At 54.2% G+C, this 26,173-nt stretch carries 19 protein-coding genes; 11 read left to right on the top strand and 8 right to left on the bottom strand.

Annotation, left to right across the window (positions count from 1 at the left end):
- Window positions 1-129: 129 nt before the first annotated feature.
- The 3 genes from IB226_RS09145 to IB226_RS09155 form a co-directional block, all read right to left on the bottom strand.
- Complete coding sequence (locus IB226_RS09145) at window positions 130-1,044, bottom strand: LysR family transcriptional regulator (protein WP_192234817.1); 915 nt, start codon at window positions 1,042-1,044, stop codon at window positions 130-132.
- A 205-nt stretch (window positions 1,045-1,249) separates the two neighbouring features.
- Entirely contained in the window at window positions 1,250-2,620 is a 1,371-nt protein-coding gene (locus IB226_RS09150) for an amidohydrolase (protein ID WP_192234820.1), read from the bottom strand.
- 106 nt (window positions 2,621-2,726) lie between these two features.
- The gene (locus IB226_RS09155) at window positions 2,727-11,324 is read right to left on the bottom strand and encodes a GH36-type glycosyl hydrolase domain-containing protein (RefSeq protein ID WP_192234822.1); all 8,598 of its coding nucleotides are present in this window, start codon (window positions 11,322-11,324) and stop codon (window positions 2,727-2,729) included.
- Window positions 11,325-11,595: 271 nt separating this feature from the next.
- Here IB226_RS09155 and IB226_RS23235 point away from each other — a divergent pair, with 271 nt between their 5' ends.
- A complete protein-coding gene (locus IB226_RS23235; protein WP_217548267.1) occupies window positions 11,596-11,757 on the top strand; it encodes a YnfU family zinc-binding protein in 162 nt (53 codons plus the stop codon).
- Window positions 11,758-11,761: 4 nt separating this feature from the next.
- A complete protein-coding gene (locus IB226_RS09160; RefSeq protein WP_101761527.1) occupies window positions 11,762-12,007 on the top strand; it encodes a hypothetical protein in 246 nt (81 codons plus the stop codon).
- A gap of 23 nt (window positions 12,008-12,030) precedes the next feature.
- Here IB226_RS09160 and IB226_RS09165 read toward each other — a convergent pair whose 3' ends face one another.
- A complete protein-coding gene (locus IB226_RS09165; RefSeq protein ID WP_192234824.1) occupies window positions 12,031-12,297 on the bottom strand; it encodes a hypothetical protein in 267 nt (88 codons plus the stop codon).
- Window positions 12,298-12,492: 195 nt separating this feature from the next.
- Between IB226_RS09165 and IB226_RS09170 the strand changes: the two genes are divergently transcribed.
- Both IB226_RS09170 and clcA read left to right on the top strand, forming a co-directional pair.
- Window positions 12,493-12,969: a ferritin-like domain-containing protein gene (locus tag IB226_RS09170; RefSeq protein ID WP_137387363.1), complete on the top strand. Its 477-nt coding sequence runs from the start codon at window positions 12,493-12,495 to the stop codon at window positions 12,967-12,969.
- A 166-nt stretch (window positions 12,970-13,135) separates the two neighbouring features.
- Window positions 13,136-14,518, top strand: coding sequence for a H(+)/Cl(-) exchange transporter ClcA (clcA, locus tag IB226_RS09175; RefSeq protein ID WP_192234827.1), 1,383 nt, complete (start codon window positions 13,136-13,138; stop codon window positions 14,516-14,518).
- Between the two features lie 293 nt (window positions 14,519-14,811).
- On the opposite strand, the gene ampR is transcribed toward clcA, so the two are convergent.
- Complete coding sequence (gene ampR / locus IB226_RS09180; RefSeq protein WP_192234829.1) at window positions 14,812-15,696, bottom strand: LysR family transcriptional regulator AmpR; 885 nt, start codon at window positions 15,694-15,696, stop codon at window positions 14,812-14,814.
- A 116-nt stretch (window positions 15,697-15,812) separates the two neighbouring features.
- Between ampR and blaPSZ the strand changes: the two genes are divergently transcribed.
- Entirely contained in the window at window positions 15,813-16,946 is a 1,134-nt protein-coding gene (gene blaPSZ, locus IB226_RS09185) for a PSZ family class C beta-lactamase (protein ID WP_192235585.1), read from the top strand.
- Window positions 16,947-17,011: 65 nt separating this feature from the next.
- On the top strand, window positions 17,012-17,152 hold the full coding sequence (locus tag IB226_RS09190; RefSeq protein WP_167391175.1) for a hypothetical protein: 141 nt from the start codon (window positions 17,012-17,014) through the stop codon (window positions 17,150-17,152).
- On the opposite strand, the gene IB226_RS09195 is transcribed toward IB226_RS09190, so the two are convergent.
- Both IB226_RS09195 and IB226_RS09200 read right to left on the bottom strand, forming a co-directional pair.
- Window positions 17,139-18,251 carry an MFS transporter gene (locus IB226_RS09195; protein WP_192234831.1) on the bottom strand — a complete coding sequence of 371 codons (1,113 nt, stop codon included), beginning with the start codon at window positions 18,249-18,251 and terminating at the stop codon, window positions 17,139-17,141. The genes IB226_RS09190 and IB226_RS09195 overlap by 14 nt on opposite strands.
- A complete protein-coding gene (locus IB226_RS09200) occupies window positions 18,248-18,790 on the bottom strand; it encodes a TetR/AcrR family transcriptional regulator (RefSeq protein WP_137387367.1) in 543 nt (180 codons plus the stop codon). Before IB226_RS09200 ends, IB226_RS09195 begins: the two co-directional genes overlap by 4 nt.
- Window positions 18,791-18,965: 175 nt before the next feature.
- Between IB226_RS09200 and IB226_RS09205 the strand changes: the two genes are divergently transcribed.
- The 5 genes from IB226_RS09205 (at window position 18,966) to IB226_RS09225 (ending at window position 24,160) form a co-directional block, all read left to right on the top strand.
- On the top strand, window positions 18,966-19,592 hold the full coding sequence (locus IB226_RS09205; protein WP_110866872.1) for a response regulator: 627 nt from the start codon (window positions 18,966-18,968) through the stop codon (window positions 19,590-19,592).
- A 29-nt stretch (window positions 19,593-19,621) separates the two neighbouring features.
- Window positions 19,622-20,002, top strand: a complete 381-nt coding sequence (locus tag IB226_RS09210) for an Hpt domain-containing protein (protein ID WP_192234833.1) — start codon at window positions 19,622-19,624, stop codon at window positions 20,000-20,002.
- 301 nt (window positions 20,003-20,303) lie between these two features.
- Window positions 20,304-20,801 (top strand): fimbrial protein, encoded by a 498-nt coding sequence (locus tag IB226_RS09215; protein ID WP_192235587.1) that lies wholly within the window; start codon window positions 20,304-20,306, stop codon window positions 20,799-20,801.
- Window positions 20,802-20,849: 48 nt separating this feature from the next.
- The gene (locus IB226_RS09220) at window positions 20,850-21,554 is read left to right on the top strand and encodes a molecular chaperone (protein WP_192234836.1); all 705 of its coding nucleotides are present in this window, start codon (window positions 20,850-20,852) and stop codon (window positions 21,552-21,554) included.
- Between the two features lie 62 nt (window positions 21,555-21,616).
- A complete protein-coding gene (locus IB226_RS09225; protein ID WP_192234838.1) occupies window positions 21,617-24,160 on the top strand; it encodes a fimbria/pilus outer membrane usher protein in 2,544 nt (847 codons plus the stop codon).
- Window positions 24,161-24,710: 550 nt separating this feature from the next.
- Here the strand turns inward: IB226_RS09225 and IB226_RS09230 are convergent.
- Window positions 24,711-25,844 carry a fimbrial protein gene (locus IB226_RS09230; protein WP_192234840.1) on the bottom strand — a complete coding sequence of 378 codons (1,134 nt, stop codon included), beginning with the start codon at window positions 25,842-25,844 and terminating at the stop codon, window positions 24,711-24,713.
- Between the last annotated feature and the right edge of the window lie 329 nt (window positions 25,845-26,173).

The following is a 26,173-nucleotide window of genomic DNA, read 5'->3' on the forward strand; positions in this document are numbered from 1 at the left end:
GTCCTCAGCTTGGTTGGTCAGGTATCGCCAGAGGCGGCAGCCTCTCTGAACTCGCAGCATGGAGGAAAACAACAGCGTTAGGCCAATGAGCAATTCACACTCCCCATTCCAAAATTGCATAGTTTGCCGTCAGGCGGCGTCTGCCGTATCGCTGGCGCAAGCGCGCAACCACAGCTGTTCTGCCTGCGGGTTTTGCAGCACCGGCTGACGATAAAGCCGAATTGCCAGAGAGATATCCCAACTGCTTTCATCGGCACGTACCAGGTTGCCGCTGGTCAGCTCTTCGTGGATCAAACTCAGCGGCAGCCAGGCCACACCCGCGCCGGCCAACACCATCGCTTTGAGGTTCACCGACATGCCGTTTTCATACACGGCTTCCAGCGGCAGCGGCCGTTTACTTAGCATCTGCGCCAGCGCGTGGGCGAAGAAGGTGTGCTGGCCGTAGCTCAGCCATGGAATTGGGCCGCCGTCAGCACGTACCGGATAGAGCGGTTTGCCGCTGCTGTCGGGGCGACACACGGCGATAGCGCGCTCGCGGCCCAGTTGAATCATCGGGTACGCCGCCAGCTGATGAATTAAGGAAACAGCATCGTTGGCGTAGGTCAGCAGGAAATCGGTTTCACCGCTGTGCAGAGTAGAAATGTGTTCGACGAAGCTCGGCTTCTGATTGCATAAGCGGATATAGCTGAGGTGCGGCTGCAAATTTAGCCGCTGGATCCAGTCGGGAAAGAAGGTCAGCGAAAGGGTATTCAGCATCGCAAAGCGCAGCACGGCGGTGCGTGAACTATAACGCTGATGCAGATCGTTTCGCAGATGCGTCATGGAGAATACCGTTTCGCTGGCGGTGGCGAGAAAGGTTTGGCCTTCCGGCGTTAGGGTGACGGGATAGGTTTTGCGGTCAAACAGCGGCACGCCCAGCCACTCTTCTAGCTGGCGGATGCGCCGACTAAGCGCCGATTGCGTGATATGCCGCTCATTGGCGGCGCGGGTAAAACTGTAACAGCGGGCGACACTGAGAAAATCTTCAAACCATTTCAATTCCATAGCGCAGACCTCTTTGGACGAAAGGGAACGATAAGTCACAATTTGTTACACGCAAGAAACGCGCCAGTCTGCGGATGGCCTGATAGCTCGAGTATCAGCTTGATGAGATGAATAAACTGCCGCTGTTGGAGCAGCAAATGCACCCCGCAGGTGCAAGTGCGGATTTTTCCCGTAGGGCGCGCATTGATGCGCACCAGGTCGATATTTACACCTTTTTCAGGCTGCCAAACGTCTGTTTGCCGTTAAAGAACGTCGCCATCACCGGCGCGATGTGCGCAACAGCTTCCGCAGAGCAACTGGCGTTAACCAGCATCATGGTGGCGTGGTCCTGCGCTTTCGGCCATTGCTGTTCGCCGTGGCTATTCAGCGGCAACACCTCGTTGGTGGCGATACCTAACGCGCGACTCAGTGAATACTCATCCGGCCCACGATAGAGCTGCGAATAGACGTTGGCTTTCTCCAGCATGCTGCCGCTGCCAAAGGGCTGCCAGTGATCGGCGATGGTGTCGGTGCCCGACCACACCGGCACGCCAGCGGCGCGCAATTGCGGCAGCGGCATGATTACGCGACCAATCGGTACGGTGGTGGCGATACTAAACTGCTGCTCTTTCAGTTCCTCAATCATCGCCGTCAGTTCGTTACACTGTAACGTCCCCAGGGCAAAGGCGTGGCTGAGGGTGACTTTGCCTTTCAGCTGCGGATTGTCGCGCACCGTTTTCAGCATGTAGCGAATCGCCGCCACGCCGTGCGGCTCGGTTTCGTGCAAGTGAATATCGATCGGTGCAGCGAAATCGAGCGCGATGCTAAACATCGTATCCAGCGACTTCTCCATCGCGCCGTCAACGTTAGTTGGGTCCAGTCCGCCGACGTAGTTCGCGCCCATCTTCATCGCTTCGCGCATCATGCCTTCGACGTTTGAGCGAAGTAATCCGTGTTGCGGGAAGGCGACAATGTCGGCATGAAAATCATCACGATTGTTGGCAATCGCCTGCTGCAGATGCTCCAGACCGTGTAATTTGCTGACCGGATCGATGTTGCAATGGCTGCGTGCAGAACTGCTGCCTTTGGATTGCAGCAGGCCAATCAGTTTCCCGGCACGGATTTCAGAAGTCGGCAGCAGTTCGGGCAGGATCTGCTCTTCCTGATGAATCATATCGATCACGCTATGGCGCGGCAGCGGGGCGCGCCAGCTTTCGCCGTAGAAGGTTTTATCGAGATGGATATGCATGTCGCGCGTGGCGGGCAGCAGCAGATAACCTGCGGCGTCCCACGTTGGCAGATTAAGGCTGACTCCCGCAGGATGAATGGCGGCAATCTTGCCAGCATTCACCTCAACATCATACAAACCGGTTTGCGTGGCGGTGATCACATCTTTATTGCGAATAAAGGCTTCTTCCAGGCGCACATTGCGCAGCAGAAAGTGCGTGACATCAACGCGGCTGGCATGGGCTGGTTGGCAGGTTTCTGCCGCCTGAATGCTGCGGCTCATGCCCGCGTTGAGTAAGGTACCTGCGGCGGTGAGTTTCATGCCGGCGGAAAGAAAATCCCGGCGATTGCCGGGTGATAAGAGGCTCATGAATTATTCTCCTTGTAGGGGAGAATAACCCTAAAATAGCCGCTGGCAGGGCGCTGCGATATTTTCCACTGCTGGCTATGGTGAAAACTAATGACCTTAGTGATTGCTACTCAGCGAGATGAATTCGTATCTGATGATTCCCGACGTCGCAGCTGAGTGTGATGGCATCATCGGCACTCAGCACATCATCCAGCCACAGCTGATAAGCGCCAGGCGTGCGCAGCATCTCAATCTCATAGCGCGCGGCCCCTTCGTGATAAATCACCTTCGCGCCCGGCCATGCTTTGGGCAGACGCGGACGCAGCCGCAATGTATCGCCGTGGCGCGTGATGCCGAGCAGGCTTTCGATGATCAGCTGATAAGTCCAGCCCGCCGATCCGGTGTACCACGTCCAGCCGCCGCGACCTTCATGGTTCTCGGCGCTGTAGACATCCGCCGCCATCACATAAGGTTCGACTTTGTAAGTTGCAACAGCTTTCGCATCCAGGCTGTGATTGATCGGATTGATCAGCGCCAGCAACGCCCATGCGCGATCGACCTGGCCCATCTCGGCGAACGCCATAATTGCCCACAGCGCGCCGTGCGTGTATTGCCCACCGTTTTCACGGATGCCAGGCAGATAACCGCGAATGTATCCCGGATTGGGGCCTGCGCCATTGAACGGCGGCGTCAGCAGTTTAATCAGGCCGTTGTCACTATCCACCAATTGCTGATCGAGCGCCTGCATCGCCGAGGCGCATTTGTCGTGATCGCCAGCCGCAGACAGCACCGACCAACTCTGCGCGATGGCATCAATGCGACATTCTGCGTTGCGCTGCGAACCCAGGGTTTCACCGTTATCGAAGTAGCCACGCAGGAACCATTCACCATCCCAGGCGAGCTGATTGAGCGCCGTTTTCAGCTTCTCCGCCTGTTGTTCGCACAAGCTGGCGGCTTCCGGCTGATCGATACGTGTGGAGAGCGCGGCAAAGCGCGTGAGCACGCTGTAGAGGAAAAAGCCGAGCCAGACGCTTTCACCTTTACCGGCAATACCCACTTCGCTCATGCCGTCATTCCAGTCGCCGGAACCCATCAGCGGCAAACCATGCTCACCAAACCGCAGACCATGCTGGATGGCACGCAAGCCATGCTGCCACAGGTTTTCCTGCAGCTGACTGACGTTCGGCAGGCTGTAAACTGACTCTTCTTCGGCGGTGAGCAGTGGCGCTTCAAGATAGCTAATCGGCTGTTCTAACAGCGCAAGATCCTCCGTGGCGGTGATGTAGTGGCAGAGTGCAAAGGGCAGCCAGAGATAATCATCTGAGCAGCGGGTGCGCACGCCGCGTCCGGCAGGCGGATGCCACCAATGCTGCACATCGCCCTCGAGGAACTGGCGGGAAGCGCACAGCACCAGCTGATCGCGCAGTAAGTTTGGCGCGGCGTGGGTGAGCGACAACGTATCCTGCAACTGATCGCGGAAGCCAAACGCGCCACCGGACTGATAATAACCGCTGCGCGCCAGCAAACGGCTGGCCAACGTTTGGTACAGCAGCCAGTTATTCGCCAGCAGATTCACCGCTGTATCGGGCGTTTGCACCTCGACTTTGTTTAACAGATTGCGCCATTGCTGCTGCACTTTCGCCAGTTCGGCTTCCGCCTGTTCGCTGGGAAGAAATTGCTGCATCAGCGTCAACGCCGCTGCGGTATCTTCCGCCGCGCCTAACACGAACACCAGCGTGCGCGTATCGCCGTCAATCAAGGTGACCAGCGTTTGCAGAGTGGCGCAGGGATCGAGCCCCGCGCCGGTGTTGCCTGATAAACCGCGCGCTTGCATCATCGCGGGCTTACGCGTCGAGCCATTGCGGCCCAGACACTCAAGGCGATTACCGCTGAATGCAATCTGATTGCCGGATGCGGCGAAGAAGGCGGTGCGCATCGATCCGCTGCTGGTATAGGGATTTACCGCCAGAATGGCGCTGCCATCCGCCACCATCGCCGAAGAAGTTTGTACATGGCGGGCAGATTGGCTCATCAGCTCACCCAGCACCCATTCGACGTAGCCGGTGATCGACAAATGACGGGTTTTGCCAGACAGATTACTGAGCTGAATCAGGGTGATTTTCGCCGCCTGCTCGCCAGCTACGAAGGTGGTGAGCGTGCTGCTAATGCCTTGCTCCTGATGCATAAATCGGCTGTAACCCATGCCGTGCTGCGTCAAATAATCTCCGGCGCCGCGCATCGGCAGCGGCATAGGTGACCAGACATCGCCGCTCTCCTCATCGCGCAGATAAAAGGCTTCGCCCGACGTATCGCTCACCGGGTCGTTGTGCCACGGCGTCAGGCGATATTCATGCGCATTTTCATACCATGTATAGGCCTGACCACTTTCTGAAATCACGCTACCAAACTGTTTATTAGCCAGCACATTGCACCAGGGCGCGGGCGTCTGCTGATGTGGGGACAACAAAATGTGATATTCACTGCCATCGGCGCTGTAGCCGCCGGTGCCATTAAACAACTGCATGTTTTCCGGCGCAGCGAGGCGGGCGGGCGCAGCAAAGGCTTGTTTATGCGCCAGGAAGCGGCAAGGCGGCGCCACCGGCTGGGGTTTTAACAGCACCGTCAGCTGGTCGGCCAAACTGCCGTTGCGGCCTTCCAGCACCACGGCAGCTACGCTGAGTAGCAGCGTGACATCTTCGGGCGCAAAGTGCTCGCTTTGGCGCAGGAAGATGCCGCCAGGCTTATCGGTCAGCATCTGCATATCGCCTGATGAAATCATTTTGATCAGCTGATTTTGCAACAGCTGCTGATAGCCGATTTGCTCGCCGTTGAGGATCACCAAATCTACCGTCAATCCTTTCTGGCGCCAGTATTGATGCGCTTTAATCAAATTGCTCACCAGGCTGAGCTGGGTACCGTTTTCGATGCGCACCAGCACGATCGGTAAGTCGCCAGACAGCGAGTGTCGCCACAGCGACGATTGTCCCAGGCGATTCTGCTGCAGACGCTGGCTGTCGCCGCGCATTTCAGGGCTGGCAAAAATCACCGCGCTGGCGAGCTGGTTATACAAACTGGCATCTTCAGCGAGGATATTCAGCTGACGCAGCGCCACCTGACTGTGCGAGGCCGCCATTTCAAATACCCGATTGGCGTAGACATTGTTGCGATACTTCTCAATCAAGCCAAGGCAAGCGTCACGCTGCGTGGTGACGCCATACACCAGATCGAGGGTGACGGATTTACCCGCTTTGATGGCGATTTTCTGGCGAATCGACATTAGCGGATCGAGCACCGCACCGGCGCTGCCGCTGAGTACGCCATCGGCTGCCATCGCCTGCGGATCGGCGGCAGTTCTGCCGCGACCAATAAACTGTGCGCGGTCAGTTTCATAATGCGTATCGCGCTCGCTGGTGCCGTGAATCAGCAGGGCGTGGAACATCCACAGCGGTTCGGTTTTCTCATCGCGCGGGCGGCGATGCGCCAAAATCGCTTCCAGTTCAGTGACGATTTCGGTTTGCACAAACAGGTTGCTGAACGCCGGATGCGCCATATCGCTGGCGGCAGAAGCCAGCACCACTTCCGCATAGCTGGTGATGTCTATTTCACGCAGCTGGCGTGAATGGTTGGTCAGGACGATGCGGCGGATTTCCACATCATCTTCTGGCGACACCACCACCTGAGTGCGGGTGCTGAGCGTTTCCATGCGCGATTCAAACTCCGCGCCGGCGTCGGTAAAGCGCGCAATGTGCTGCGGGCGCGCATCACCGCTGGGCTGGAACGTCGGGCTAATCAGCTCGCCGGATTGGCGATCGCGGATGTAGCAGAAGATACCGTGCTGATTGCTGGTGCCATCGGCGCGCCAGCGGGTTAACGCCAATCCTTTCCACTGGCTATACCCGGTGCCGGATTGCGTCACCATCACATGATAATTGGCATTCGACAGCAGCTGGATTTGCGGCAGATGCGCCGCCGAGCCGCTGAACTCGCGCAGTTCGGGCGTATCTGAACGCGGCTTAATCTCGCTGGTGTCAACGAACTGCCTACGCGGCGTATACAGCTCAATGTCATCCGGCACGCGCTCCTGCAGCAGCAAGTAGGAAGACTGGAAGCGCGCACTCGACATAAACCGCGCCACCATCGGCGCTTCATGCAGCAGGTGCGAAATCGCCAGAAAACCCATGCCCTGGTGATGCGCCATGTAAGTTTTCACCGCGACAAATTGCTGGCCGCGCGCCAGGCGCTGCGCGGTGAAATCGAGCGCCTCGTAAAAACCGTATTTGCCGCAGGCACCCATTTTCTTTAGTCGCATCAGGTTGTCGGTGGCCTGATGCGGCAGCACCATCAGCGCCAACAGCGAGGCGTAGGGCGCAACCACATGATCATCGTTGAGGCCACGCTTCAGCCCTAACTCTGGCGTACCAAAAGCTTTGTATTGATAGTTTTGGCTGTCATCGAACGCGGCATAAGCCGACTCGGAGACGCCCCACGGAATCTGTGCGGCATCACCGGACGCGATCTGCTGTTTCACCGCCGACAGTGCCATTTTCTCCAGCAGCGTCTCCGGGTAAACCGGCATCACCAGATGCGGCATCAGGTATTCAAACATCGAGCCGCTCCACGACATCACCGCCGGTTTATTATCCAGTTGGGTGAACAAACGGCCCAGCACGAACCAGCTTTTTACCGGCAGCTGATTGGCGGAGATAGCGTAGTAGTGCGTCAGGCGCACTTCGGACGGGAAGAGATCGTAATGGCCTTTATCGAGCGCGCCGCTGTCGAGATTGTAACCCACGCTGAGCAGCGCGGTTTTTTCGACATAGAGAAAGCGGAAATCCATTTTTGCATGATCTTCCAGCCGTCCTTCCAGCTCCAGCAAAGTCGCCATGCGTTCACGTGCGGCCCACATCACAGACGCCGCGAGCTGAGAATGGAGGCCGGGGCGATGACGCTCTAACTCACTCAGCCACAGCAGAGAAGGCAAGGCGGCAGGCAGATCATCATCCGGCGTGAGCCAGCTGAAAAACAGCGTCCACTCCTGCTGCAAATCGCTGAGCTGGTGGATAAACCGTTCGAACCATTTCACCTGCAACGGCGGCAGCTGCATCTGCGCCAGCAGAATTTCACTCTGCGCGATCAGCGACGAGAGATGACTGGCAATCGCAACGGGCGCGGCCTGTTGCAGCGCATCAAACTGCGCGGTTAACTCATCCCAGCGATCGTTACGCTCTGTGCCCATCTGCGCTTTCGCCAGCAGCAAGGTGTCATGCAGACCGGCCATGATCACTGGCAAGGCGAGCACCGGCAGATGCTTCCACTGCGCAAGCCCTGCCTGCAGGGTGGCGAGGTGCGCGGCGAGATTGCCGCTATCGACGGTGGAGACGTAGCGCGGATTTAATGGCTTCAGCGTGTAAGTGTCATACCAGTTGTAGAGATGTCCACGAAAATGCTCCATGCGATCGAGGCTATCCAGCGCGGCGAGCGAACGGGCTATCACCGGTTTCTGCGTAATGTAGCCAAAATCCCATGCGGTTAAATTGGCCAGCAGCGACAGGCCGATATTGGTTGGCGAGGTGCGATGCGCCACCACCGGCTGCAACACTTCCTGAAAATTATCCGGCGGCAAGTGGTTATGTTCGGCGGTGACGAAATCTTCAAACCAAGCCCAGGTGTGACGCGCGGTGTGGCGCAAAAACTGTTGCTGCTCGGTGGAGAGCTTTTTCTGGCGCGAATGGGCCGGTTTACTCAACTGCCACAACAGCCACGGTGTGATCAGCCACAGCAGCGAGATCGGCAGCGCCAGCGCAATCAATTCAGGATTAACCAGCGCGGTTAAAAGTGACAGTGCAACGCCCGCCGCTGGGTTAAACCACATCGCCTGATAAAAATGGCGCAGTGACGGCGTGGGCGATGAACTGCCCGCCGAGGCGCTTTTCCATTCATGGAGAAACTGCCCGCTCACGTTGAGTCGCCACAGCGTGACGATAATCGCCTTCAGCGACCAGTAGCTTTCATGCGGTAGTGTCGCCAGCGTCAGTCCCGCGCGGCTCAGCCGCATTAACGCATCCGAAGACAGGATAGAGAGATGATGCTGCCAGGCGCGCGTCTTGCTTTTGCGCATGCCTTCCATGCTCAACGCTAAGGCGCTGGGCAACAGCAGGAACAGCGCAATGCAGCCGAGCCAAAACGGCGGATTCGCTACCCAACTAAATGCCAGGAACATCAGCAGCAGCAAGGCGGGCGCAATCAGGCTGCGACGCAGGTTGTCGAACAATTTCCAGCGCGACAGTGCACTGAGCGGATTGGCCTGATAGCCGCCATCCTCCAGACGCACGCGCAGTTTTAGCCAGTTCAGCAGCTGCCAGTCACCGCGTACCCAGCGAAAACGCCGCGCGACATCGCTGAGATAGTTATCCGGGTAGTGTTCGTACAGCACCACATTGCTGACCACGCCAGAACGCGCATAACAGCCTTCCAGCAGATCGTGGCTGAGCACCAGATTTTCCGGGCAGGTATTACGCGTCGCGCGGGTAAAGGCCGCCACATCGTAAATGCCTTTGCCGACAAACGAACCTTCGCCAAACAGATCCTGATAGATATCGGAAGACATCGATGAATACGCATCGTTGCCCGGCACGCTGCTGGAGAGACGCGCGTAGCGGCCTTGGCCAAAGGGCGGAATCTCCTCCGCCAGACGTGGCTGCAGAATGGCATAACCTTCCACCACGCGATTCAGGCTGTCATCAAACACCGGCGCATTGAGCGGATGCGCCATAATGCCAATCAGCTTATGCGCGGTTTCTCGCGGCAGAATGGTGTCGCTATCGAGGGTAATGACGTATTTCACCGTGCGCATTTGCGCCTGGCTGGCGCCGACGATGACGTTAAACATCTCCGCTTCGCCCTGCAGCCAGCGATTGAGCGCATGCAGTTTGCCGCGCTTACGCTCATAACCCATCCACACGCCCTGCGAAGGGTTGTGCACGCGGTTGCGATGCAGCAGAGAAAACAGCACATCATTGTGCGACTTGCTGCTGTAACGGCGGTTGAGCGCCTGAATTTTCAGCACCGCATAACCGATGATTTCAGCATCATCGTCATCGTGTTCGGCCGCGCTGTCGGTGAAATCGGCCAGCAGCATAAAGCTGATGTTGTCCAGCGCATTACCGAGATAGCTGGTTTCCAGCGACCGCAACAGCGCATCGGTGCCATGTTTGCTGCTGATTAAACAGGGGATCACCACCAGCGTGCGATCGCCATCCGGTACCGCCCGCTCGTAATCAAGTCGCGGAAGCGGTACCGGATGGCGGGTGCGGGTTGTCACTTCGCTGAGCAGCTGCAGGGCGAGCTGGCTGCTGATTAAAATTACCGCCGGCACCAGTAACAGCCACAGCACCACCGACATCGCGGATTGATGAGTGAAAAACAGCGCTTCGGCGCTGAAAGCGGTGGTCAATAACGTCAGGCTGCCCAGCCAGGAGAGCAGCGGCGTTTGGCTGAGATGATGGCGCGCCTGATTCAGCCAGGAACGGCGCGGCTTTAGCTGTTGCTCAAGCTGCGCACGCCCTTTATCCAGTAGGAAGTAACCAATATGCTGTTGGCGCGCTGGCAATGCAGCCTGACGACTCAGCGCCAAAACCTGATTGGCCACGTTTAGCTCGTCGAATTCGCTCTGGCGAGCCAGCTCTTCAACCACATGCCGATATTGATCGCGGCTGTCAAAATGCATCTGGGGATAAATCCCGGCGGGATCCTGCGCCAGCACTTGCTCGACCAGGCTCAGCGACTCCACCAAATCCTGCCAGTTGATTTCGCCAAGCTGGCGCAATCCGGCAATGCTGTTGCTGACCGAGAGCTGACTCAGTGCCAGCTGGCGGTTGAATTGTTCAATCACATCCGCAGTATTACGCCCGGTGTTCAGCAGGTGTTGCTCCACCCACGTTAGCGCCAGCGAGTGATTCTGCCCATTCAGTTTGCGTGCCAGTTCGGCGACAAACGCGCCGGAAAGCTGATCGTTTTTGTGCGCCATATCGGCGATCACCTGAATCACGCGAGTGGCGTCCCTGGCGGAGTGATGAACGATCTCATTAATCCACGCTTCGGCCTGGCTGCGCTCCTGATGAATCTCGGCAACGCCTTGCGCAATACGTGCGAGGTTATCGAGCAGCGCAAAGCGCAGCATAGCGGGAAGCGCCCAGAGTTCACCCATTAGCAGCGGCGTCACGCGTTGATAAGCATGAATAAAGGTCGCCAACACTGCTGACTCTAAGCGGCCATCACTGTGGCTGATCATCTCATCCGCGATCGCCTGAATGCGCAAAGAGTGCGCGGGGTCTTTCAGCGCAGGTAAACCCTGACCAAATTTGGTGGGCAACTGATGGCGCACCATCCGAATTTGCTCTTCGATAATATAAAAATTATCCAGCAACCATTCGCCAGCCGGTGTCAAATTACGCTTCTCACCGGTACTTAATATTTCAGCGCTTTTTATCAGCGCCTGTTCGTTTTCCGTAAGCCGCTGCAATAATTTATAGCTTTTTTTGGCGTCGGAAAGATGATGCGTTTTTGCCAGACGCTCGCCATATATTTCCATTTGCCGCTCGGAAAAAACATCTGGCCGGTTCGCCTGGTAAACACCGCTGTGATGTAAAAACTCAAAACCACTGCGTGCCGTTGCCGGAAGCGCACTACTGCTAATGAATGACCCGGTGGGAAGTTTATTTTTCATAATTGCGTCGCAAAAAATCCAATGGATTATAAAAGTCAGCACTATCAACAGGAAAGTCGACGGTATAAGAGAGGGCGAGGGAAAATATTTGTCTGTTTTGAGTATAGTGCCAAATCGATCTTACGGTTGGTTTATAAAATAAAAGTTAATTTAAAACATTTAACTGAACGTAATGATGGGGTTGAGGATCTTTAACGTGGTTGTCAAGTGTGAGTGGCAATGAAAAAAATCAGGTGTGTTAGAATCAGTTAACGGAAAAAGGAAATAAATTATGAGCTGGTTAAATCAATTTTTAGAAAGCTTATCACGCCGGGAAGTCAAAACTCAGTGTCCAGTCTGCAAAAAGTTTTGCCCACAATCTTCCTTAAAGCAAGCGCGCGGACAGGCTATGTTGTGCCCGCACTGTAAATCACTGTTTATTGCCGAGGAGTAAGCGAATGCGCCATATTCTTGAATGGATTGATGTAAATGAACAAGCGCCCGGCTACAAGCAGGAGTGCATCGTGCAATTTGAAAATGGTGAGGTGCAGGGCGGCTGGCTTTATGGCGGGCAATCGCGCAGCGGCGAGCATATTTTCCTTGAAGCGCATGCGGAATATGAAACCAGCATGGAGGTGAATTTCTGGATGTCATTGCCGCCAGCGCAACCGGACCAACTCGCTGCGTTTCACTCGCCGATATGAAAGAGCACAAGATAATATTATCGCTAATATTCGATAAATGACCGTTGCGCTTCAGCCTGATCGACAAACTGAAAAGCGTAAGGATGTATCAGTTGTTCATCACAATACCAGCAGTCATTAACACGTTTAAAAACGGCACCCTGATGAAAGGGTTGAGTTTTATCCAAACGCATAACGGCATATGTGCCATTGTTGAAGGTAACTTCATACAGAGAAATTAATCCGAGCGGCATTAATCTGCGTTCGTGAATAATTTCGCCGTTGAGCTCTGGCGGGCCTGGCTTTTTCATTATGTTCTCTCCGATTGACCTGGTTTAAGTCTGGCAATGATTTAAACAATGCGGTGAGTTTATTTTCAGGCTTCGCTTGTGAATTATTTATTGTCCGCCAGGATTAAGTCAGGCTTATGTGCCGGCGTAATTCCTTATTCACTCTCGCCCACGTTTTTACCTACCTGATATTCCATTCTACTAAAAGGCCATATTATGACGATTAAAACACTGCAAGATCTGTTTGTGCATGATCTTTCTGATATTTACAGCGCAGAAAAACAGATCACCAAAGCGTTACCAAAAATGATTCGCGCCGCCTCTGATCCTAATCTGGTTGCGGCTTTTAAACAGCACCTCGAAGAAACGCGCGGACAAATTGAACGTATTGATCAATTGGTTGAGCTCACGGAAGGCGTGCAGATCAAACGAATGAAATGCCATGCGCTTGAAGGTCTGGCCGAAGAGGCGCAGGAAATTATCGATGAAGTAGAAAAAGGGCCGGTTTGCGATGCTGGACTGATCGGTGCCGCACAGAAAGTTGAGCACTATGAGATCGCCACCTACGGCACCTTGCGCGCTTTAGCCCTGAAGCTGGATTATCAAGATGCCGCCAGGTTACTGGGCGAAACGCTGGAAGAAGAAAAAGCCACTGATGAAAAACTGACGCTGATTGCTGAAGAGCAGGATTAATTCCCCGTAGAAGAGGTTGATGCATCGGCTAAAAATGCCCAACCTCTTCGATCCTGAAAAATCCGCTTGCGAATTCCTGGGTTAAAAATCACTTCATTCTCAGTATGCTAATCCCTCTTTTTTCAAACTAACGTTTGAACACTGTTCTGAATACAGAGGGATTTGCATGTCTGCTCATCATCACTCCGCAGAGCCCAAAACGATTTTACGTGCTGGGCGCTTCTTATTGATGCAGAAACTATTACGCCGCGACAAAACGCCGATCGCACTATTACTGCTGGCTGCGCTGGTCGGTGTGCTAACCGGTTTGGTTGGCGTAGCCTTTGATAAAGCGGTGAATTTTGTGGTGCAGACGCGATTGAGCTGGCTGGCGGATGCCGGTGACAATCTGCTGGTGAAAATAATCGGTGCGTTTTTCCTTTCGGCATTATTAGGCGCTATTGGCTATTTCCTGGTGCGACGTTACGCGCCAGAAGCGGGCGGATCGGGTATTCCTGAAATCGAAGGCGCGCTGGAAGAGCTCCGACCGGTGCGCTGGTGGCGCGTACTACCAGTGAAATTCATTGGTGGCATGGGCGCGTTAGGTTCAGGCATGGTGTTGGGTCGCGAAGGGCCAACCGTGCAGCTGGGTGGCAATATCGGCGGCATGTGTGTCGATCTGTTCCGCGTTAAATCTTCTGAATCTCGCCACACATTGCTGGCAACCGGCGCTGCCGCCGGTTTATCAGCTGCCTTCAATGCGCCGCTGGCGGGCATCCTGTTTATTATTGAAGAGATGCGTCCGCAGTTTCGTTACAGCCTGATTTCCATCAAAGCGGTGTTTGTTGGCGTTATCGTCTCCAGCATTGTTTTCCGCGTGTGTAATGGTAATGAGGCGATCATCAATATTGGTCAGTTGCAGGATGCGCCAACCAATACGCTGTGGCTTTATCTGGTATTAGGCGTGTTATTCGGTGGCTGCGGCGTGGCATTTAATCGCTTCATTTTCCTCGCGCAGGATCAGTTTCAGCGCTTGCACCAAGGTCGCGTGGCAGCTTGGGTGCTGTGGGGAAGTTTACTGGCTGGCGCGTGCGGCGTGATTGGCCTGGTGCTGCCACAAGCCATCAACGGCGGGATTGCCCTGATCCCCGATTTCTCCAGCGGTAGCTATAGCGCGCTGGCCTTGTTTCTGCTCTTCGCACTGCGCACGCTCATCACTGTCTGCTGTTTCTCCTCCGGCGCGCCAGGCGGTATTTTCGCCCCGATGCTGACGCTAGGCACGCTGCTCGGCACCTGCTTCGGCCAGCTCTGCATGCAGTGGCTGCCGGGTTTACATCTGGAGCCGGCAACCTTTGCCGTGGCCGGAATGGGCGCGCTGTTTGCGGCGTCGGTGCGCGCGCCGCTGACCGGCATTGTGCTGGTGCTGGAGATGACCAACAATTATCAGCTGATTTTGCCGATGATCATTACCTGTCTCGGCGCAACGCTGGCCGCGCAATTCTTCGGCGGCAAACCGCTGTACTCCGCACTTCTTGCACGCACGCTGGCGAAGGCGAAACAGATAGCGTAAGGCCTGGCTTACGTGCGGGCTCTGACACATCTGCTGCGTCACGGGCTGTCCTCGCGCCGCTAGCGCGGTACCTTCGGCTTTCACATTGAGCCGACGGACCGTTCGGGGATCGGCCGTCCTGGCCGGCCCCGAACTGCCACACGCATCCATGCGTGCGGCTCCTGGCCCAACGTAAAAGCCTCAGCGCTGCGAATGCCCTTTGCCGCAGCAGACGTGCCAGCGCCTCTGGCAAATGAGCCCTTTTCAACAACACGCAACTGCGCTCTCGCGCTATAAATCACGTGTTCGTTTAATTAGTGCGCACCGGGCAAAAAGGTATTAATCAACCAGCCAGAAAATGCGGTCATCGCGGTGCTTTCGGGCCGCGATTGCAACCGCGTTAACCAATAGCCGCCGAGATCGATTTCAGCGGCGAAAGGGCGCACCAGCTTCTCACTTTGCAGCAGGTGATTGAAAATCCTCACCGGTGCCAGCGCAATCCCCGCACCTAACAACGCCGCTTCAATCATCGTCAGCGACGAGTCAAAAATCATCACCGGATGCGCAGGCGATGGCGCATGTTCGTTCATGCTTTGCAGCCATTGGCTCCACTCATCACGGCGGAACGAGCGCAGCAGGGTAAATTTGTGCACGTCTGCAGGCTGTTGCAACTGCCGGGCAATGGCCGGATTACACAGCGGTGATAACGGTGCAGGACAAATACACTGCGCCTCGGTGCCGTGCCAGGCGCCGCTACCAAAGCGAATGGTGTAATCGTGGCCTTCGGCAGCCGGATCGACGCGATTATTGTGGGTGGAGAGTTGCAGCTCAATGTGCGGATAACGGCGGTTAAAATCCTCTAAGCGCGGCAACAGTAAGCCGGTGGCAAAACTTCCCACCACGCCAACTTTCAATTTTTCACGCATTTGACCGGATGAGAAACGATCCAGCGTATCGGCAATCCGATCGAAAGAGTCGTTGAGCACCGGCAACAGGCTTTCGCCTTCTGTGGTTAGCATCAATCCGCGCGAGACCCGCACAAACAGCTGGCAACCGAGCTGCTGCTCCAGCGATTTTACCTGCTGGCTCACGGCTGCATGGGTTACGTGCAGCTCAATCGCCGCATTAGTAAAACTTAGATGACGTGCAGCGGCTTCAAAGGCTCTGAGCGCGTTTAGGGGAATATAGGGTCGTGTCATGCGCCAACCTGTAAGATTTTCTATTGTCTGACGCTAAAATTAACAGTTTGTTGCACCCTGTCAAATTGGTCAAACTGCCTGCGGAACAACAACCCGGAAGGTTAACTACAGTGAAATTGATTTCTCAAACATTGATAGCAACAGCGCTGACCTCGGCGTGCTCCATGGCGTTTGCCACCACGGCAGATGTGCAGGCAACCGTTGATCGGGCGATCAAACCGCTAATGCAGCAGCAATCGATTCCCGGCATGGCGGTGGCGGTGGTGGTTAAAGGCCAGCCTCACTATTTCACCTGGGGCATGGCGGATGTAAAACAGCAGCGCCCGGTCACCCAAGACACGCTGTTTGAGCTGGGTTCGGTGAGTAAAACCTTCACCGGCGTGCTGAGTGGCGTTGCGGTGAATAAAGGCGAGATCGCGCTGAGCGATGCTGCTAGCAAATATTGGCCGGCACTGAACACGCCGCAGTGGCGCAACATCACGCTGCTGCAGCTGGCGACTTATACCGCTGGCGGCTTGCCGCTGCAGGTGCCCGATGCCGTGACCAAAGAAAAGGCGCTGGCGAACTTCTATCAACAGTGGCAACCGCAGTGGGCGCCGGGCAACACGCGTCAATATGCCAACAGCAGCATCGGCTTATTTGGCTGGCTGGCGACGAAACCCAGCGGGCTGACTTTTGAACAGGCAATGCAGCAGCGCGTATTCACGCCATTGCAGCTCAAGCACACCTTTATCACCGTGCCTGACGCCGCGAAAAATGCTTACGCATGGGGCTACCGCGAAGGCAAACCGGTGCGCGTGTCGCCGGGCATGCTGGATGCTGAAGCCTATGGCGTGAAGTCGTCGATTAAAGATATGGCGCGCTGGATGCAGGCCAATATGGATCCGCAGCAGGTTAACGATAAGCCGCTGCAGCAGGCGCTGGATTTCGCGCAAACGCGTTTCTATCGCACCGATGCGCTCTATCAAGGTTTGGGGTGGGAGATGCTGGATTGGCCCGCTCAGGCGGAGATGGCGGTGAAGGGCGCGGATAACAAGGTGGCGCTTGGGCCGCAGCCGGTGCGGGATGCCGAATCACATCCGCGTGTCAGCGCGTCGTGGGTGCATAAGACTGGCTCAACCGGTGGCTTCGGTGCTTATGTCGCCTTCATCCCGGAGAAGCAGGTCGGCATTGTGATATTGGCAAACAAAAATTATCCCAATACCGAGCGGGTTAAAGCCGCGATGCAGATCCTGAAAGCGTTGCAGTAAGCGTATGGGGTGAACGCCTCGCCCCATCAACTACACTTAATGGGTGATCAACAAAGGAGCTTCAGATGAGCAATCACCCTAAAGATAAACGCGACGTGAATGATGAAAAGCATCCCGCCAAGGACAATCCCAGCGAACACGGTGAGATCCCCAGAACGCGCGATGACAGTGAAGACGACAAAAAAGATCCGTTTAACGACGAATAACAAACATCATTAGCAACGGCAGCGCGGCAAACAGCGTTAATGCGGTTGGCGCGCCTGCCAGCATAAAGAGTTGTCCAAACAGCAGCGATCCCATCACCTGACCCGCAGCCAACATATAGAACAAGATGCCTACGCCAACGGCGGGGGCATTGTTGGTTGCTTCTGCGCCCCACACCAGCAACACGCCCGAGAGCGTAACATACGCCGCGCCACCCAGCGCCACGGCGGGAAACAGCCAGGCTGAATAGTGATGGCTGAACGCCAGTAGCAATAAGGGCACGGCAAGGCAGCATTGCGACAGCCAATAAACTCGCTTCATCCCCATCCATTTCGCCATCGGGCCGGTGAGCGCGCCGATAATGCCTGCTGCGCCAGCGATGAGCCACAACAGGCTAACCATGCGGTCGCTGACGTGAATGTGATGCAGCAGATCCGGGCCGAAGCTCCACCAAGCCGCGCTGGCGACGCCGCTGAACAGTGCAATGAAGATAAGGCGCTGCAGCGAACGCTGCCGCAGGTGGCTTAACCAGGATTCACGTTGAGCATTTTCACTGTGATTGGGTAGCAGGCGCCAAATCGGCACCAGGCAGATCATCGCCAGCGCGGCAAAAACCGCACAGGCGATGCGCCAGCCGCCGGGCAGCCAGTACAAAATTGGCACTGACAACATAATGCCCATGCTGGTTCCGGCATTGATAACCGTGTTCATCTGCGGCTGTTGCTCAGCCTCAATACGCTGGCTGACGGCGCTCGCTAACGCAGGCGAGGCGAGACCGGCGCTCATACCGGCGATAAACAATCCCACGCCCAGCATCCACGGCGATACCGCGCTCGCGATGATCAACAAACCCAACGCGGCACACAGCGCGGCAATCGCAGCTGGAAATCGCGGCCCGGCGCGGGCGGTCATCATCGGCGCGATCAACACCGCCACACAGTAAGCGGCAAAGCTACAGGCCGAAAGCACGCCAGAAACGCGCCGGGTAAAGGGGATGTCGTGCATCACCTCGGGCATCATCAAGCCCCAGGCGAAACGCGCCATACCGTAGGTCACCGCGATAAGTGCAAATCCGGTGATGCCGAGCGCCGTACCCTTCATGTCTGTTCACTGAACGCGATAAGCTGCAGCGCGGCGTTTTTACCGGCTTCGCACGCCTGCGCCGCGCCGATGATCAGCGCGGAAGTCAGCACACCTTCAAACAGCAGCCAAACCGCATCCGCTAGCGCGACATGCTGCTTGCCGAGCGCCTGCTGAATGGCGCGTGCAATGTAATCGCGCATCTTGTGGCGGTAAGCCAGCGCCTGTTCGGCTAGCGCGGCATCTTCTCCGGCGTATTCGCCCCATGCCTTGAGAAACAAGCAGCCATTATTGCCGTATTGCTGCATCCAGTCGGCCATCGCATCGAACATATGGCTGACCGCTTGCGGATGGTCCGGCGATTGCAACGCGGCGAAGAAACGATCTTGTCGCGCCTCCAGCACCGCGGCCGTTAGCGCTTCACGCGAGGGGAAATAGCGATACAAGGTGCGCGTCGAGACATTCGCCTCGCTGCAAATGCGATCGGTACTGATGGCGTGAAAGCCGTTGAGATAGAACAGCCGCTCTGCGGCATTGATGATATCGAGTTTCTTTTTCATCCTTAAAAAGTAAACCGATCGTTTTACTTTTGCAAATTTGGCTTGTCATCCATTTCGCCCATTTTGTAGGACATTTCCCCGGAATTGGGAATATCGCACCGCTTATCTGATTGTTTTATTGGTAAGTTATTTTAAACTACATGGAACAACTCCTGTCGTCGTAGAAGAGGTGAAGATGGCGAGTATTTTGATAATTGATGATCATCCAGTCGCACGTCTTGCGGTTCGTTTTTTACTGGAAAAAGATGGGCATACGGTGGTAGCCGAAGCGGAAGAGGGCCACCAGGCGTTGAAAATGATCAACGAACATCATCCCGATCTCATCGTGCTTGACCTCGATATTCCTGGACTAAGCGGCATTGAGCTGATCGTGAAATTGCGCGCAGCGGAATATCGCGGTGGCATTCTGGTGTTAACCGCTCGCGATGATGACCACTATTTGAGTCGCTGTATGAGCACCGGGGCCGATGGTTTTGTCGGTAAGCGTAATAATCTGGAAGAGCTGGGTGATGCGGTGCGCGCCGTGATGCGCGGTTACGGCTACTTCCCGCTGAAGCGCCGCGATAATAAGGGCACCAATAAAATGCCCGAAGCGGAAGTGGATGCGATTAAAAATCTCTCAAGCCGCGAATTTCAGGTTCTGCAGCATCTGGCGCGCGGTATGAAAGTGATCGATATCTCTGAGATCATGCACATCAGCAACAAAACTGTCAGTACTTACAAAACCCGCATCCTGACCAAACTGGCGCTGAGTTCTACACTCGAATTAATCGATTTCGCGCGTCGTCATCATCTCGATTAGTGTGCTGCGTTGCACAGAAAGAGGCTCTCTTGGCTAAATCTGCAAAACCCTTAGATTCACTACTTAGCCTGGAGCGCCTGCGCACGTTAACTGGCCACGATGAATCCCTGCTTTACGCCATGCTTGCCATGACACTAAAAAGTAATTCCACGGATTTAAACGTAGCTGCAGCGCTTTATGCCCGCGCGGATTGGGGTGAACTCGCCAAAAGCGTGCACCGTATTGCCGGAGCCGCGCAGATCACCGGCGCTCGTCGCGCTGAACATGCCTGTCGCCAGTTAGAAACAGCCTGCCTGCAATCTCCCCCTGACAACATCTTCTTAGCCAATCTGTGGTCGGAAGTCTCTCCAGCAATTGAAGAGATCAATGCCAGTATTGCTGATTACCTCGAGCAGCATTCTGCCCAATAAATCCTGACGCCCGCATCAATGCTTACATTGGACTACAGCGGCCTACAAAATGGACTACAAGAATTACAGCCTATCTTGACAAATGTAGGCCTCCGCTCTGATACCTGACATCCCCTGTAAACCGTAATCTTTACGCCATCAGACGGACACCTTCCCTTAAGCAACACCAGGTCTTCTTAAGGGTACTCAGTCTGAGGACCGGAGCGATTAGCCTCCACGTAAAAACGACAAACAGGGAATCATTCTCGTGAGCAAAACTACTCAATCTATTTTCGCTGCTTCCGCTTTGGCTCTGCTGGTGATGAGCGCGTCGTCTCAGGCTGCGTCAACCGGCACCATCACCTTCAACGGTGAACTGACAGCCAGCACCTGTGACGTTATCGTTGACGGCCAGACGGCAGATGCCACTGTCGTGCTGCCAACAGTATCAACTAATCAGCTGACAAACGCTGCTCAAGTTGCGGGTCGTACTGGTTTCAACATGGCGCTGACCAACTGTACTGGCACGCTGCAAACTGCTTCAGCGTTCTTCGAAGCGGGCGCGACGGTTGACACCGTTAATGGCCGTCTGAAGAACACCTCTGCAGGTGGCGCAACTAACGTCAGTTTGCAGTTACTGGATGGCGCTAACTCAAGTGTGATTCAGGCGGGTAACCAGAATCAGATCATCCAAAATACTTACGCCAGCGTCGCGAGTGGCAGCGCAACTCTGCCGTACGCCGTGCAGTATTACGCTGAAGGTGCGACTACCGCGGGTCTGGTTAAAAGCAGCGTCGTTTACTCGATTATGTACAAGTAATCGCTGTCAGGTGGGAGCAATCCCACCTTTCTATCTCAGGATTCACACATGAACATCTCCATCAGAAAAACCCTTCCTTTTTTCGCTCTGTTTTGCACCGCGTTAATTAGCAGCCAGGCTTTGGCCAGCATCGTCATTACTGGGACGCGCGTTATTTATCATCAGGATGACAAAGAAGTCTCCGTGCAACTGAAAAACGTGGGAGCTTCACCCGTGTTGATCCAAAGCTGGGTTGATAACGGAGATGCCAATGCGACGCCTGAGAACATTCAAACGCCTTACATCATCACGCCACCGGTGAACCGTGTTGATGCAGGGAAAGGGCAGACTTTACGTTTGTCTTTAAGCAATTCTGGTGCGTTTGCACACGATCGTGAATCAGTGTCATGGCTAAACGTGCTGGAGATTCCGGCTAAAACCAAAGACAAGGCGGAACTTAATACCTTACAGATGGCGTTCCGCACCCGTATCAAACTGTTTTATCGTCCAGCAGGACTGAAGGGCGATGCGAATGAAGCGGTGAAATCGCTGAATTGGTCTGTGAGTAATGGCCAGCTGAAAGCCAGCAATCCAACGCCTTACAACGTCTCGCTAGTGACGGTTACGGTGAATGGACGCACGATTGACGGTGAAATGGTGCCGCCACTCTCCTCGTTGACTTTCAAAATCAGCGCCAGCGCAGGTGCCAACGTAAGCGGCGACTACGTTAACGATTTCGGGGCCGTTCAGCCTTTTACCGCTGCCATTAAATAACTTCTCTCTTGAATCTCTATCTCCTATAGCCGGCATGTCAGGACGTGCCGGAAGGCACGCTTATGACTTTTACCAGAGAATCTTCAATGCCACTGCGTTACACCTTATTAGCGAGCGCGGTGTTTACCGCGTTATTAAGTGGCGCAAATCAAGCCTTTGCCGCTGAAGAGGCGGAGTTTGACGCCAGTTTTTTACAGGTCAGCAAAGGGGGAGCCATTGATCTGGCGCGCTTTAACCAGGGCGCATCGGCTACACCGGGCACCTATCGCACGTTGGTGTACGTTAATGAACACTTGATTGCCAATCAGGATATCAACTTCCGCGAGATGGCAGATAAGCAAGTTCGCGCCTGCATACCTTCATCATTGCTGAAAAAGATCCCGTTTAATGCCTCGGCGCTGCCCGCGTCGGCTGCGGATCTGCTCACGAGTGAAAAGGATTGCAGCGATTTAACGTCTGTATTGCCGGACGCCAGCGTGAGCTACGACAGCAACCAGTTGCGTCTCGACATCTCCATTCCGCAAATCTATCTGAATAAGGTGCCACAGGATTACGTTGATCCAGCGTTATGGGATGAAGGGATCCCGGCCTTCATGTTGGGATACTCGACCAATGCCTACACCAGCCGCTCGGCGGGACAGGTGTATAAATCCTTCTTTGGCGGCGTGAACGCAGGGTTGAACATCGGCGGTTGGTACCTGCGTCACAACGGCAACTACAACTGGCAGCAACAAGGCGGCAGCGGTTATCAGTCGCTTAATACCTATGTGCAGCATGATGTAGTGCCATTGCGTGGACGCCTTGTCGTCGGGCAATCAAATACCAGCGGTGTGATTTTCGATACGCTGCCGTTCAGTGGCGTTCAACTGGCCAGCGACGAGCGCATGTTGCCGGAATCTCAGCGCGGCTATGCGCCGGAAATTCGCGGTATCGCGCGCACCAACGCACGCGTAACGGTTAGTCAGCAAGGTCAGGTGATTTATGAAACCACCGTGTCGCCGGGCGAGTTCCTAATCAACGATCTTTATCCTACCGGCTACGGTGGCGATCTCGAGGTAACGGTGATTGAAGCGGATGGCAGCAAAAGCAGTTTCCGCGTGCCTTATGCAGCGGTAGCGCAATTGCTGCGCCCAGGAACATCCCGCTATGACGTGACGGCGGGTAAATTGCGTGCCAACTACATTCGTGGTGACGTCGCGCTCTATCAGGGCACTTGGCAATATGGCTTAACTAACAATGTTACCGGTTACGCAGGATTGCAGGCGAGCCAGAATTATTATGCGCTGCAAGGCGGAACGGCGTTAGGTACACCTCTGGGTGCTTTTGCTTTTGATATTACGCAGGCACGCACCCATCTGCGCAATGTTGATGAGCAGCAAGATGCCAGCATGACCGGGCAAAGTTACCGTATTAGCTACAGCAAAGCGGTGCCGGAAAGCGGCAGTAATCTGTCAATCGCTGCTTACCGCTTCTCAACGTCCGGTTATATGGATTTTATGACAGCGATGCAAAGCCGTGATGTGCTACAGCGTGGCGCTAGCCTGGATTCCGTATATCGTGCCAAAAATCGTTTCTCGGTCACCGCCGGACAAACGCTGCCGGATATATGGGGAAATGTCTACCTCAGTGGCTCGATGCAGGATTACTGGAATCGTGAAGGCAACCAGAAACAGTTCCAGCTTGGCTATAACAATCGCACTGGTTCCGTGTCATGGGGCATTTCCGTCAACCGTAGCTACAGCAGCTATGGCAGCTCGCAAAACAGTTACTTGCTGAGTTTCAGTATGCCGTTGGGTAGTGATAATCAACGCCATACGCCGCTATTACGCACTGAACTTTCACATGACAATGATGGGCGTTGGGGGCAACTCGCCTCGATCGCCGGTACGGCGGGAGATGATAACCAGTTCAGCTATGGCGCAACGGCGCGTCATGCTGCGGCAGGTGATGGCAGCAGCGGCTCGCTCAATGGACAATATCGCGCCAGTGCTACTAACCTCAGCGGTTCATTGAGTACGGGTAAAGGTTACCAGAGCGGTTCTGTGGGACTTAATGGTACGATCGTGGCACACAGCGGTGGTGTAACCTTGAGCCCGTACACCGGCGATACCTATGCACTGGTGGAAGCCAAAGGTGCGCAGGGCGCGAGCGTGTCGTCCTATCCGGGCGTGTTTGTCGATAACAGCGGATATGCGCTGGTACCTTATCTCAATCCCTATCAGATGAATGAGATCGTGGTGGATCCCAAAGGCACGTCAGCGGGCGTGGAGCTTGAGAACACCTCTTCACGCGTCGCACCTTATTCAGGTGCGGTGGTGAAAGTGAAATACAAGGCGCACCGTGGTCTGCCAATACTGATTTCCGCGAACTGGCAAGGCAAACCCTTACCGTTTGGCGCCGATGTGCTGGACAGCAAAGGCAAGCAGGTGGGTTCCGTGGGTCAGGCAGGACAGGCATACGCCTTGGTAGAACAAGAGCAGGGCACATTGACGGTGCGCTGGAGTAACGATGCCAATCAATCGTGTCAGTTACCATACAAACGTATGCCTGAAGCAAAAAACAGCAAACCTGCACTGCAATCCTTTAATGCGGTTTGTGGTCGCTAAATGTCAAGTGCCTGGTGGAGCAACTCCGCCGGGCAGTTAAACATCGCTAAAAATTTTAGTTTTGCCCAATCTGGCCGATTATTAAGGTGTCATTTTTAATAAGAGGCCACATCATGACTCTCCGCAATGCCATACTGTTTGCCTTTCTCACCAGCTTGTTTTCAGCCAATGTGTCTGCTTCGGGCAGCACGCTTCATTTTCAGGGTTATCTAAAAGAAGAGACGTGCGAGATAACCTTGCAGCAAAATAACGTTAAGAGCCATTGTCCCAGAACCACTCAACCGCATATTTCCGCAATTCGCTCTGATGTCCGATTTAAGGCTTTGCCTAATCATCAAGGCAGTATGAAGTTAGTGTGGATTGATAATACAAAGCAGAAAGGAATTATTACGACGACCTATCGTTGAGTATTGCAGGTGAATGGAACGCGATTGACTGCGACCTAACCAAAACGGTTGGTTTGCGTGTTTCCTACTAACATGATGGGATTCAGATATAAAAAAGGGAATAAGGTATACAACCTTATTCCCGCTCATTTAACAATGCTTAATCAGTAATAGCTTATATTGAAAATCACTTTACCATTTGCAACACCAGGTGAAACGGTGCCGCCTGTTTTGATATAGCGCGCGGAGAAAGGCAGTAAAACCGTCCCCACCGCGTTACTGGCCATATTTTTATCGAGCGTCTGGTTGAGATTTACCGGTGCAGGTGAAACCTTTCCGTCGGCAATTTGAATACCTATCCCTTGTGCGGAATCAGCACTGTTGTCTAGGCTCATAATGCCCTGAGCGGCGTCAATGACCCCATTACTCGGTGTGAATCTAATCTTGATACTGTTCGTCACCCAGGTTCCTGCGGCAAATCCACTGCCAGTATGATACGTAGGCGGTGCGCTGGGATTAGAATAATTACCCTGAAATGCTGGGCAGTTAGTCAATCGAATATCAAATGGCACCCATGAGGTGGCATTGGCTTTGCCTGTACCAAACCAGCTATTGATTTCCCATTTGCCCATGTTGACGTTGACATCGGGTGTGGTGCAACTGGCGGCGATCACATTCAGACTGCCGGAGAAGTTAAGTCGATAGGGCGTATCAGGAATATTTACTACAGGCGTAACAGATCCGGTGGTCAATAAAACGGTTGGCAACTGTGCACCATTAACTGTACCTGCACTCATTGGGCCGGTCTTAATAAAATGAAGAGTAAATGAGTTACCATAATAAAAATGATAGGCTGTATTTCCCACAGGCGTCGTCCACTTTTTTACCGCTGAAGTGGTAATGGCTTGATTGGCGGTAGTACCGTCATTATTGACAATGGCGACACCTAGACCGGGAACACCTGTTTGAAATACTGCGCCCGCATAATTTCCAGTCCAGCCCGGAACTAATGCCGGTGCATTGGTCAGGCTAAGATACTGGTCAATACTGAACCCATTTGATGTTCCTTCAGGACGACAAACTAACCAAGGTTGTTTACCTGTACTGCCTATCACCTTAAGGGTATGCACTGTCGAGCCAACCGGAACGTCAGCGCCAACGGAAATATTCGCAACTGAAAGCGGAACAGTTAAATTTACCGGGCCAGAACCGGGATCATAATCACAGCGATCTGCCCAAGCCAATAGGCTTGTGGTATTAATCAGTAAAAATAATATAGCGACGATAATTTTCTTCATGACAAACTCGAATTCACGCGTTTAGTGGAATGTGCTAAAGGCAAAGTTAGGGCTTGGACGTCATTTTAATAATTGTTTTACCGGCACTCCATCAGAGTGGAATCGCAATTATGTAAGGCATTTCGTACAAATAGCGTTAGCGAGATTTTTATCTACTTTGAAAAAATAGTGTTCTGCTTATTCACAGGTCACGCCTCTCATCCTTATGCACCGTTCTGCAACGAGCGTATCAGAAAAAAGCTATGCCACGACTCACATCCATCTTCCCGCTGGGTAAAAATTCTCTGAGTCCTACAATTTGGTAAAATGTGTTGTTAAGTTATATTGTT

Origin of the sequence: Pantoea sp. PNT03 (assembly GCF_014852515.1) — a bacterium.
GTDB lineage: Bacteria > Pseudomonadota > Gammaproteobacteria > Enterobacterales > Enterobacteriaceae > Pantoea > Pantoea leporis.

Excerpts from the sequence above, each read along its gene's own strand:
- IB226_RS09145 (WP_192234817.1), bottom strand. The coding sequence starts at position 1,044 with ATGGAATTGAAATGGTTTGAAGATTTTCTCAGTGTCGCCCGCTGTTAC.
- IB226_RS09150 (WP_192234820.1), bottom strand. The coding sequence starts at position 2,620 with ATGAGCCTCTTATCACCCGGCAATCGCCGGGATTTTCTTTCCGCCGGC.
- IB226_RS09155 (WP_192234822.1), bottom strand. The coding sequence starts at position 11,324 with ATGAAAAATAAACTTCCCACCGGGTCATTCATTAGCAGTAGTGCGCTT.
- IB226_RS23235 (WP_217548267.1), top strand. The coding sequence starts at position 11,596 with ATGAGCTGGTTAAATCAATTTTTAGAAAGCTTATCACGCCGGGAAGTC.
- IB226_RS09160 (WP_101761527.1), top strand. The coding sequence starts at position 11,762 with ATGCGCCATATTCTTGAATGGATTGATGTAAATGAACAAGCGCCCGGC.
- IB226_RS09165 (WP_192234824.1), bottom strand. The coding sequence starts at position 12,297 with ATGAAAAAGCCAGGCCCGCCAGAGCTCAACGGCGAAATTATTCACGAA.
- IB226_RS09170 (WP_137387363.1), top strand. The coding sequence starts at position 12,493 with ATGACGATTAAAACACTGCAAGATCTGTTTGTGCATGATCTTTCTGAT.
- clcA (WP_192234827.1), top strand. The coding sequence starts at position 13,136 with ATGTCTGCTCATCATCACTCCGCAGAGCCCAAAACGATTTTACGTGCT.
- ampR (WP_192234829.1), bottom strand. The coding sequence starts at position 15,696 with ATGACACGACCCTATATTCCCCTAAACGCGCTCAGAGCCTTTGAAGCC.
- IB226_RS09190 (WP_167391175.1), top strand. The coding sequence starts at position 17,012 with ATGAGCAATCACCCTAAAGATAAACGCGACGTGAATGATGAAAAGCAT.
- IB226_RS09195 (WP_192234831.1), bottom strand. The coding sequence starts at position 18,251 with ATGAAGGGTACGGCGCTCGGCATCACCGGATTTGCACTTATCGCGGTG.
- IB226_RS09200 (WP_137387367.1), bottom strand. The coding sequence starts at position 18,790 with ATGAAAAAGAAACTCGATATCATCAATGCCGCAGAGCGGCTGTTCTAT.
- IB226_RS09205 (WP_110866872.1), top strand. The coding sequence starts at position 18,966 with ATGGCGAGTATTTTGATAATTGATGATCATCCAGTCGCACGTCTTGCG.
- IB226_RS09215 (WP_192235587.1), top strand. The coding sequence starts at position 20,304 with ATGAGCGCGTCGTCTCAGGCTGCGTCAACCGGCACCATCACCTTCAAC.
- IB226_RS09220 (WP_192234836.1), top strand. The coding sequence starts at position 20,850 with ATGAACATCTCCATCAGAAAAACCCTTCCTTTTTTCGCTCTGTTTTGC.
- IB226_RS09225 (WP_192234838.1), top strand. The coding sequence starts at position 21,617 with ATGACTTTTACCAGAGAATCTTCAATGCCACTGCGTTACACCTTATTA.
- IB226_RS09230 (WP_192234840.1), bottom strand. The coding sequence starts at position 25,844 with ATGAAGAAAATTATCGTCGCTATATTATTTTTACTGATTAATACCACA.